7 protein-coding genes are annotated in these 8,842 nt (G+C 64.5%); 4 read left to right on the forward strand and 3 right to left on the reverse strand.

The window, feature by feature from the left end; translation table 11 throughout:
* Positions 1–450: 450 nt before the first annotated feature.
* Entirely contained in the window at positions 451–1,512 is a 1,062-nt protein-coding gene (locus tag BQ8794_RS04065) for a hemin-degrading factor (RefSeq protein WP_077373461.1), read from the reverse strand.
* Between the two features lie 11 nt (positions 1,513–1,523).
* A complete protein-coding gene (hemP, locus tag BQ8794_RS04070) occupies positions 1,524–1,760 on the reverse strand; it encodes a hemin uptake protein HemP (protein ID WP_077373492.1) in 237 nt (78 codons plus the stop codon).
* A 338-nt stretch (positions 1,761–2,098) separates the two neighbouring features.
* On the opposite strand from hemP, the gene BQ8794_RS04080 reads away from it, so the two are divergent.
* The 3 genes from BQ8794_RS04080 to hmuQ all read left to right on the forward strand — a co-directional run bounded on the left by BQ8794_RS04080 (position 2,099) and on the right by hmuQ (position 4,034).
* Positions 2,099–2,542: a hypothetical protein gene (locus BQ8794_RS04080; protein ID WP_077373467.1), complete on the forward strand. Its 444-nt coding sequence runs from the start codon at positions 2,099–2,101 to the stop codon at positions 2,540–2,542.
* Positions 2,543–2,871: 329 nt separating this feature from the next.
* Entirely contained in the window at positions 2,872–3,651 is a 780-nt protein-coding gene (locus BQ8794_RS04085; RefSeq protein ID WP_244554848.1) for an energy transducer TonB family protein, read from the forward strand.
* A 68-nt stretch (positions 3,652–3,719) separates the two neighbouring features.
* The gene (gene hmuQ / locus BQ8794_RS04090) at positions 3,720–4,034 is read left to right on the forward strand and encodes a heme-degrading protein HmuQ (protein ID WP_077373470.1); all 315 of its coding nucleotides are present in this window, start codon (positions 3,720–3,722) and stop codon (positions 4,032–4,034) included.
* A 388-nt stretch (positions 4,035–4,422) separates the two neighbouring features.
* On the opposite strand, the gene putA is transcribed toward hmuQ, so the two are convergent.
* Positions 4,423–8,034: a bifunctional proline dehydrogenase/L-glutamate gamma-semialdehyde dehydrogenase PutA gene (gene putA, locus BQ8794_RS04095; RefSeq protein ID WP_077373473.1), complete on the reverse strand. Its 3,612-nt coding sequence runs from the start codon at positions 8,032–8,034 to the stop codon at positions 4,423–4,425.
* Between the two features lie 162 nt (positions 8,035–8,196).
* Between putA and BQ8794_RS04100 the strand changes: the two genes are divergently transcribed.
* Positions 8,197–8,649, forward strand: coding sequence for an Lrp/AsnC family transcriptional regulator (locus tag BQ8794_RS04100; protein WP_023803583.1), 453 nt, complete (start codon positions 8,197–8,199; stop codon positions 8,647–8,649).
* Positions 8,650–8,842 lie beyond the last annotated feature (193 nt).

Below are 8,842 nucleotides of genomic sequence, written 5' to 3' on the forward strand. Positions count from 1 at the left end.
ACATCTTGCAACGATGGAGGCGCTGCCCCTCACCTGCCTGCCGGCATCCTCTCCCCGTATAGTGACGGGGAGAGGGACACCCTCATCGACGATTTCGCCATTCTCCATCGTTGCAAGAAGGCCGCCAAGGCTAGCTGTCAGTCCCTTCTCCCCGTCACTATACGGGGAGAAGTGCCCGGCAGGGCGATGAGGGGGGCAGCGCCGACCTTGCGAGTTGGACCTTACGCCACCGACTGCGGTAGCACGAACGGCATGTCTCCGGCCGGCAGCACTCGGTGATCGAACCGCCAATGGCCGCTATCTTGGACGGGTCCGCGAAGACCTCCGTGCCTTCGGCGGCGCGGGCCGGCAGCGACGCGGCGAAGGCCAGGGAAACACCGATCGTGGCCCCAAGCGCCATTCTAAAAACACGCGCCGCCCGTTTAAGCAAAGCAGCCATTGTCGTTGTCCTCAGGCCGCCGTCGGGCTTGGAATGCGCGGCAGGTTCTCTGCCAGAAACCGCCAGTCCTCGCGCTCGCTTTCGCTTTCATGGCGCTTGCCGAAGAACTGGATGATCATCTTGCCGTCGGCGCCATAGGCTTCGAGAGACGTGACATGGCCATCCTTGGTCGGCTTGCGCACGGCCCAGACCTCCTGGATGTGGTCGGTCCGCAGATGCAGGTGGAAGGTCTCGTCCAGCACGTTGAGCCACGGCCCCATCGGCTTGATCGACGTGATCGGACCCGAATGGATCTGGATGCAGCCGCGATTGCCGACAAAGCACATGATCGGCATCTCGCCCTCGGCGGCATGATGGAACATGGCGCTGACGGCATCGTTGTCGAGCAGCCAGGCGTAATCCTGGCCAACCATGCGCAGCGCCTGGCGGCGGTCGAGCTTCAGCGTCTTCAGCATGCCGAAGAACTGATGCACGTCGGTCAGCCGGCTCCAGCGGTCGCGCAGATCGTCGACGTCAGTGGAAGCATCGGAAGCCTCGGCCTCGCTTTCAGGCCCGCCTTCTGAAATCGAAACTGTCGACTCCTGGTTCGGCGATTCGAGCTCGGCCACCAGTTTCTGATAGGCATAGAGGTTCGACGCCGGCCGCAGATGCACCTTGTGCACCGCCTCGCCTGCCGCATCGAAGAACTGCAGGCTGCGCCTGATATCGCCGCCGTCGCGCTTTTCGACGGCAAAGCCGTGCGCCCAGGCTTTCGGGAAGATGCGCAGGTCGATGTTCTCGCCAAGCACCATGGCATTGTGGTTGCCGGTCACGACCTTGTCGTAGACGCCGATCTTCTCGTGCACAGCGCTTTCATTGCGCGTCAGCGCCATGACCTCGCCGACGGCCTCGAGGCCGGTCAAAAGATCATTGGCGCGCGGCTCGACGCGGACGACGCCGTCGCCGCAATGCGCGGCGACCAGTTCGGCCTCCGAAATGCCAAGCTGGGCGGCGAGATCGCGCTCGCGCGTCTTCGGATTGTCTGCCCGCGCTCGACGGATCTCGTGCGGCGCAGGCTTTACGCGCTGGTCCATATTTTTATTACCTACTTGTTGAGGATGAGCTTGCCCTGGCGGGTGATTTTTAGCCGGTAGAGCGCTCCGTGATGCTCGATGCCGATCTCGTGCTCGCCTTGGAACAGGGCGTTGCTGGACAGGGTCCTCACCGTCAACGGGACCCGATCGAAACGAGCCGAATTGTCGTCGGAACGGCGGACGCGATCGCGAAAGTCACTGGGCCGAAAGTCTTTGGGCCGAAAGTCTTTGGGATTGTGCGTGTTCATCTGGTTCGATCCCTTTGCTGGGCCGGGCTTTGTCGGCTGGCGCGGCGCTTGCGTAAAATGCTGATTCATTTCTTGACTTGAATACTCATGTTTATTAGTCAGTGCAATACCGGACTAACAGAGTCAAGATTTAAGAAGCCGGACACGTCGAAAATTGCCGGCAAGCGTCAAGCCAGCCAGCATCGAACCAGGACATTTGGAGTTGGGGCATGGGGTTGGCGAAGTTTGTTCGACGTCAAATACACCAACCCGTTGAATGCACCAGCCACTGTTGTAGTTTACGAGCCTGGCGTCACGCTCAAGCTGGCGGCGACAATGCGATTTGGAGGCTGACGACAATGACAAGCTTGACGGCATCGCTTCGCCTGCTGACCTCGGTGCTGGCCTTGCCGCTTGCGATGGGTCCGGCGTGGGCGCAACAGTCTGCGCCGGCTCCTGCTCTGACGCTTGAGCTCAATGGCGCGCAGGCCTCCGAAAAAGGCTGCCGTCTGACCTTCGTGGTCAACAACACCCTCGGCGCCGACCTCTCGAAAGCGGCGTTCGAGATCGCGCTGTTCAACGAGGCCGGCGTCGTCGACCGGCTGACGGTGCTCGACTTCAAGGACCTGCCGGCGGGCAAGACCAAGGTGACGCGTTTCGATCTTGCCGGCGCCGACTGCGCCAAGGTCAGCCGCGTGCTGATCAACAGCTCGACTGAATGCGCCGGCACCGGCATCAAGCCGGACGCTTGCATGCGTGGGCTGAAGACCGAGACCAAGACCGGCATCGCCTTCGGGGTCTGAAAAGACGGTGGGACTGGAGCCCGCACTCGCACGAAATACAGTGGTGTGGTCCGCTGCCTGTTGCCGCTAGGGCAAATGATGTTGATTTGACAAGTCCGCGCCGGTTGCGGCAGGTCTCGCCGCGAGCCATGCAGAACATCAGTCCCCTCCCCGACGCCGATGGCGAACTGGCGATTGCGCCGACCGGACCGCTTGCGCCGGCCCGACCGTCAGCCATGAGCCGCAAATGGACGGCGGCGATCGTCGCCTCCTGCCTGTTTCATGCCGCGGTGGCGGCCGCTTTTCTCATCGCGCCCGCCAGCACGTTTGATACCGGGGACGCAATCGAGATGGAAGGCGCCGATCAAACCGGCGCCAACGTGGTCGGCAGCGACTTGGATGGTCAGGTCCCGGGTGCCTTGAACGTCACCCTGGTGCCCGACCCGCGGCCAGCCAAGCCTGAGGCCAAGCCCGAGCCGCCTGCCGACCGGCCCACCGGGGACCGGCCGATCAGGGAAATGGCCGCGCATCCCCCCGCGCCCTTGCCGCAGATTGTCAAGCAATCGACTGCCGTGCCAGACATGTTGATGGCCGACACTCCACCGCTGGACGAGCAGCGCGTGGCCCCGAAGATCGAAACGCCGGCAGAGCCGGCTGCTCCGGCCGAAAGCACCGAGGCGCCTCCTGCCGATATCGGACAGCCGCCGATCCCGACGCCAAGGCCGAGCCCGACACCAGGTCTTGGCGGCACCGACGAAACGAACGAGGCCCGCGGCGCGGCGGATGGCGAGGAACGCGATGCGGTGACTTCCAGCAAGGGCAAGAAGCAGGCAGCGGCAGGCAATGCGATAGAATCCCGCTACAGCGGTGAAGTTCAGAAGAAGCTTGCCCGCGCCAACCGTCATGTTTCGAAAGCGATACAGGCCAGCGCTCGCAACAATGCCAGGGTCGTTTTCGTTGTCATGGCCGACGGCAGCATCAGCGACATACAGCTTGCCGAAAGCTCAGGTTCTGCGGAGCTTGATCAATTCGCTTTAACACTGGTGCGCAAGCAAGCACCGTTCCCTCCCATTCCAAGCGAAACTGGCAAGTCAAGTTGGGTATTTAAAGCGCGGATCGGTCCATTTTAACAGCCTGCGCCTCATCGTTTCAGGCATTCCAACACGCATCATAAACTGCAGTCACGAAAGGACGGCCAATGTACATCGCCATGAATCGCTTCAAGGTCCAGAATGGCTCGGAAGCCGCTTTCGAGGACGTCTGGAAGAACCGTGATTCCAGCCTGTCCGAAATGAAGGGTTTCAAACAATTTCATCTGCTGCGCGGTCCGCTCAACGAGGCCGAAGGCTACACGCTGTTCGCTTCGCATAGCGTGTGGGCGAGCCATGAGGATTTCGTCGCGTGGACCAAATCCGAAAATTTCCGCGCCGCGCACCGCAACGCCGGCTCCACCAAAGTGCACTATCTCGGCCATCCGCAGTTCGAGGGCTTTTCGGTCGTCGAGGGCGCGTGAGTAGTCTCAGGCGACCCATGGTTCCCCTGGGCCTTTGCCGAACGATCGCCGCAGCGCCCTGACGAAATAGGCGCCGTCGGCGAAGCTGCCAATCTCCCCCCTTGTGGGGGAGATGCCCGGCAGGGCAGAGGGGGGCGCTGTCCCGCCGGCCTGCCGATCAAAGGCATGCCTGCTCCCACCATGACTCTTTCGCAGAACTTGACGCGCACAACTCGATCAATTTGCAGACCCGCAACGTTCGGCACATGGCGGGCAGAAAAAAGCAAAGCCGGCGATCCTTCACGCCCCCCTCTGTCCTGCCGGACATCTCCCCCACGAGGGGGGAGATTGGCCGTCACCTCGGCCTTCGCCAATCTCCTGCCCGCGACGAGCGAGCCCCGGCCGACCCTTACGCCGCGGCCAGCAGGCTAGCGTTGCCGCCGGCAGCCGTGGTGTCGACGCAGACGGCGCGCTCATGCGCATAGGCGGCCGGGTTGAGCACTTCGCCGACCAGCGGCACGATCGGGCCGGCGCGGTCGGCGATCACCTTGCGCACGATGCGAGCGGCCTCGGGCGTGCCGGAAAAGGCAACGACGTCGACACGCAGCGAGCGTGCCTCGACCGGGTCGGGCCGACCGTCGATGGCCGCCAGCGGCAGGCCCTTGCCGGTCAGTGATGAAAGTGCTGCCGGCGCACCGGGTGCGACGGCCAGCACCGCATTGCCGGCGGCGAGCGCCTGGATGGTCTGGGCAAGCAGCGTGTCGGCGTCCGGTCCGAGGCAGAGCACGCGGCCGCGCGGCGACAGCGACAGCGTGTTGGCCTCGCCGGTCGGGCCGGGCAAATCGACCTGGCCGAAATCGATGCTGGCAGCGGCACCGATGGCCGCAGCACCCTTGCCGCGCAAATGCTTCCTCAGCACCGCCACCCGGTCCGCCCGCGTCGACCAGCCGCCGAGCGCCGGGTCCGGCAGATTGTCGGCGAGTTCGGTCGCCGTCACCTTGCGACCGTCAAGGACAGGCGTGCCCGCCTGCGGCCCCTTGCGGAACCGCCTGAGATAGTGCGGTCCGCCGGCCTTCGGCCCGGTGCCGGAAAGTCCTTCGCCGCCGAACGGCTGCGAGCCGACCACGGCGCCGATCTGATTGCGGTTGACATAGATGTTGCCGGCATGGATGCCGTCGACGAAATGCTGGGCGCGGCCTTCGATGCGGGTGTGCAGGCCGAAGGTCAGGCCATAACCGTTGCGGTTGATCGCGGCGATGACCCCGTCGATATCGTCGGCGTCGAAGCTGGCGACATGCAGCACCGGCCCGAACACCTCGCGCTCGATGTCCTCGATGCCCTTGACCCGAAAGACATGCGGCGCCACGAAGCGGCCATCCTTCGGCGCTTCGAGTTTGGCGATCAGCCGGCCCTGCAGGCCCATCTCGGTGCAATAGTCGCGGATCGATTTTTGTGCCTCCTCGTCGATGACTGGCCCGACATCGGTCGAGATCCGCCAGGGATCGCCGAGGCTGAGCGCTTCCATCGCGCCCTTCAGCATCTCCAGCATCTTCTTCTCGACGTCCTTCTGCACGTAGAGGACGCGCAGCGCCGAGCAGCGCTGGCCGGCACTCTGGAAGGCCGAGGCCAGGATGTCACGAACCGCCTGCTCGGGCAGCGCGGTCGAATCGACGATCATCGCATTCAACCCGCCGGTCTCGGCGATCAGCATGGCGTCGGGCGCGGCAGTCTCGGCCAGTTGCTTTTCGATCAGCTTGGCGACCTCGGTCGAGCCAGTGAAGCAGACGCCGGCAATGCGCGGATCGGCGGTCAGCGGGCCACCGACCGAGGGACCGTCGCCGGGCAGAAGCTGGATGACGTCTTCCGGCACACCGGCCTCGCGAAGCAATTCGACGGCGCGGAAGGCGATCAGCGGCGTCTGTTCGGCCGGCTTGGCGATGACCGAATTGCCGGTGACGAGTGCTGCCGCAATCTGGCCGGTGAAGATGGCGAGCGGAAAATTCCATGGCGAGATGCACGCGATCACGCCGCGCGCCTCGGTTCCCGTTTCGGCATTGGCCGCCTCGGTCGCATAATAGCGCAGGAAATCGACTGCTTCGCGCACTTCGGCGACGCCGTCGGCCAGCGATTTGCCGGCCTCGCGTGTGGCCAGCGCGAAGAATTCGATGGCGTTGGCCTCATAGAGGTCGGCGGCGCGGTTGAGGATGGCGGCGCGTGCGGCGACGGCGCGCTTCGCCCAGGCCGGTTGCGCCTCCACGGCGATGCGCACGGCGGTCGCGACCTGCTTGGCGGTGGCCTCGCTGACCGTGCCGACCACCTCGTCGGGTTTTGCCGGGTTGACCACCGGACGCTGCTTGCCGTAGCCGGCGGCACGGGTGATCGGCCTGGCGTGCCAGCGGTCCGGCCCCGCGAATTGAGCCCTGGCCTTGTCGATCAAGGCCAGCGTCACCGGATCGGTGATGTCGAACCCCTTCGAATTGCGGCGGGCAGGACCGAAGATCGCCGACGGGCTGGGAATCGCCGGATTGGCGGCCGGACCCTGTTTCTCGACGGTTTCGAGCGGGTCGCGAGCAATATCCTCCGGCTCGACCTCCTCGTCGGTGAGCTGGTGGACGAAGGAGGAGTTGGCGCCGTTCTCGAGCAGCCGGCGGACCAGATAGGCAAGCAGGTCGGAATGGGCGCCGACCGGCGCATAGATGCGGCAGCGCGTACCCTCGGCCCGCCGCACCGTCTCGTGCAGCGCCTCGCCCATGCCGTGCAGGCGCTGGAACTCGAAGGAGTCGCGATCGCCGGCCATCGACAGGACGGCGGCGACGGTGTGGGCGTTGTGGGTGGCGAATTGCGGATAGATGCGGTCGGTCATCGACAGCAGCTTTTTCGCGCAGGCCAGGTAGGACACATCGGTGTTGGCCTTGCGGGTGAAGACAGGATAGCCGTCGAGGCCGAGCGCCTGCGCCCGCTTGATCTCGGTGTCCCAGTAAGCGCCCTTGACCAGCCGCACCATGATGGTGCGGTCGTGCTTCTTCGCCAGCGCATAGAGCCAGTCGACGACGAAGGCGGCGCGCGGACCATAGGCCTGGACGACAACGCCAAAGCCGTTCCAGCCGGCAAGCTCCGGCTCAGCCAGCACCCGCTCGATGATTTCGAGCGACAGGTCGAGGCGGTCGGCCTCCTCGGCGTCGATGTTGAGGCCCATGCGCGAATGGCGCGCCGCCAGCGCCAGCGACAAAAGCCGCTCGGCCATCACAGGCAGCATCTTTTCCTTCTGCGTCGCCTCGTAGCGCGGATGCAGCGCCGACAGCTTGACCGAGATGCCGTGATTCTGGCGGATGTCGGGGCCGTTGGCGCCGGCGTCGAGCGACGAGATGGCGTCGGCATAGGCCTTGAGATAGCGCAGTGCGTCGGCCTCGGTGCGGGCCGCTTCGCCCAGCATGTCGAAGGAATAGAGGTAGCCTTTCTGGGTCATCGGCCGGCCGCGCTTGACGGCCTCGGCAATGGTGCGGCCGAGCACGAACTGCTCGCCCATTTCGCGCATGGCGGCGGCGACCGCCCTGCGGATGACCGGCTCGCCCAGACGGCGCACCATGACGCGCAGCGTGCCTTCGATGCCGCCCTCGCCTTCGTCGAGCACCCGGCCGGTCAGCATCAGCGCCCAGGTCGACGCATTGACGAAGATCGAGCTCGAGCCGCCCGAATGCGCCGACCAGTCATGCGGCGCGATCTTGTCGGCGATGAGGTCGTCCATCGTCTCGGTGTCCGGCACCCGCAGCAGCGCTTCGGCCAGGCACATCAGCGCGACGCCCTCCTTGGTGGACAGGCCGTAGGCGGACAGAAAAACTTCCATCAGCCGCGGATCGGACGAGCCGCGCACCGCCCGCACCAGATCGGCGGCGCGGGCCGAGATTGCCTTGCGCTCTTTCGTCGAAAGCCCTGTCGCCTCGGCCAGCCGCTTCACGGCCTCGTCTTCGTCAGGCAAGTAATTGGCACGGATCTGCTGGCGGATGGCTTCGAGCGCTGGCATGACTGTCCTGTGGAGCGAGCATCAGTGAGCGGTCCGGCGGTCACCGGACCGAATGACGCAAGCTAGCACAAAGCGTAGTTTCGATCGGTCCAAAGAAATCGACAGGAGAGGTCGATTGATCTATCATTCGGCCGGATTTCCTCCAATTTGACCAGATATTTGATGACAGAAGACCAATTGGACCGCATCGACAGGAACATCCTGTCGGCGCTGGGCAGCGACGGCCGGCTTTCAATGTCGGAACTCGCGGCAAAGGTCGGCCTGTCTAAGACGCCGGTGCAGGCGCGGGTCAAGCGGCTGGAAAAGGACGGCATCATCCGAGGCTACCAGGCGATCGTCGACCGTGAGCGCATGGGCGAGGGCCATGTCGCCTTCGTCCAGGTGAAACTGTCGGACACTCGCTCGGCCGCGCTCGACGCCTTCAACCGCGCCGTGCAGGCGGTGCCGGAGATCGAGCAATGCCACATGATGGCGTCGAGCTTCGATTATCTGCTGAAAGTCCGCACCACCGACATCGCCGCCTACCGCCGCGTGCTCGGCGAGCGCATCTCCGCCCTGCCCCACGTCGCCCAGACCTCGACCTTCGTGGCGATGGAGACGGTGAAGGACCGGTAGGCGCGCTGTTGCGGTAATGAACTTTCGATGATGGCGGGACAGCGCCCCCCTCTGTCCTGCCGGACATCTCCCCCACTTGGGGGGAGATCGGCGGCTTCGGCGACAGTGCCCTTTTTCTTCAATGTTGAAATTTGGCGAAAGCCGATGGGACAGCCAATCTCCCCACTTGTGGCAGGGCTGTCCGGGGAAAGTT

This window comes from Mesorhizobium prunaredense (assembly GCF_900156895.1).
Lineage (GTDB): Bacteria > Pseudomonadota > Alphaproteobacteria > Rhizobiales > Rhizobiaceae > Mesorhizobium > Mesorhizobium prunaredense.

Excerpts from the sequence above, each read along its gene's own strand:
- BQ8794_RS04065 (WP_077373461.1), bottom strand. The coding sequence starts at position 1,512 with ATGGACCAGCGCGTAAAGCCTGCGCCGCACGAGATCCGTCGAGCGCGG.
- hemP (WP_077373492.1), bottom strand. The coding sequence starts at position 1,760 with ATGAACACGCACAATCCCAAAGACTTTCGGCCCAAAGACTTTCGGCCC.
- BQ8794_RS04080 (WP_077373467.1), top strand. The coding sequence starts at position 2,099 with ATGACAAGCTTGACGGCATCGCTTCGCCTGCTGACCTCGGTGCTGGCC.
- BQ8794_RS04085 (WP_244554848.1), top strand. The coding sequence starts at position 2,872 with ATGGAAGGCGCCGATCAAACCGGCGCCAACGTGGTCGGCAGCGACTTG.
- hmuQ (WP_077373470.1), top strand. The coding sequence starts at position 3,720 with ATGTACATCGCCATGAATCGCTTCAAGGTCCAGAATGGCTCGGAAGCC.
- putA (WP_077373473.1), bottom strand. The coding sequence starts at position 8,034 with ATGCCAGCGCTCGAAGCCATCCGCCAGCAGATCCGTGCCAATTACTTG.
- BQ8794_RS04100 (WP_023803583.1), top strand. The coding sequence starts at position 8,197 with ATGACAGAAGACCAATTGGACCGCATCGACAGGAACATCCTGTCGGCG.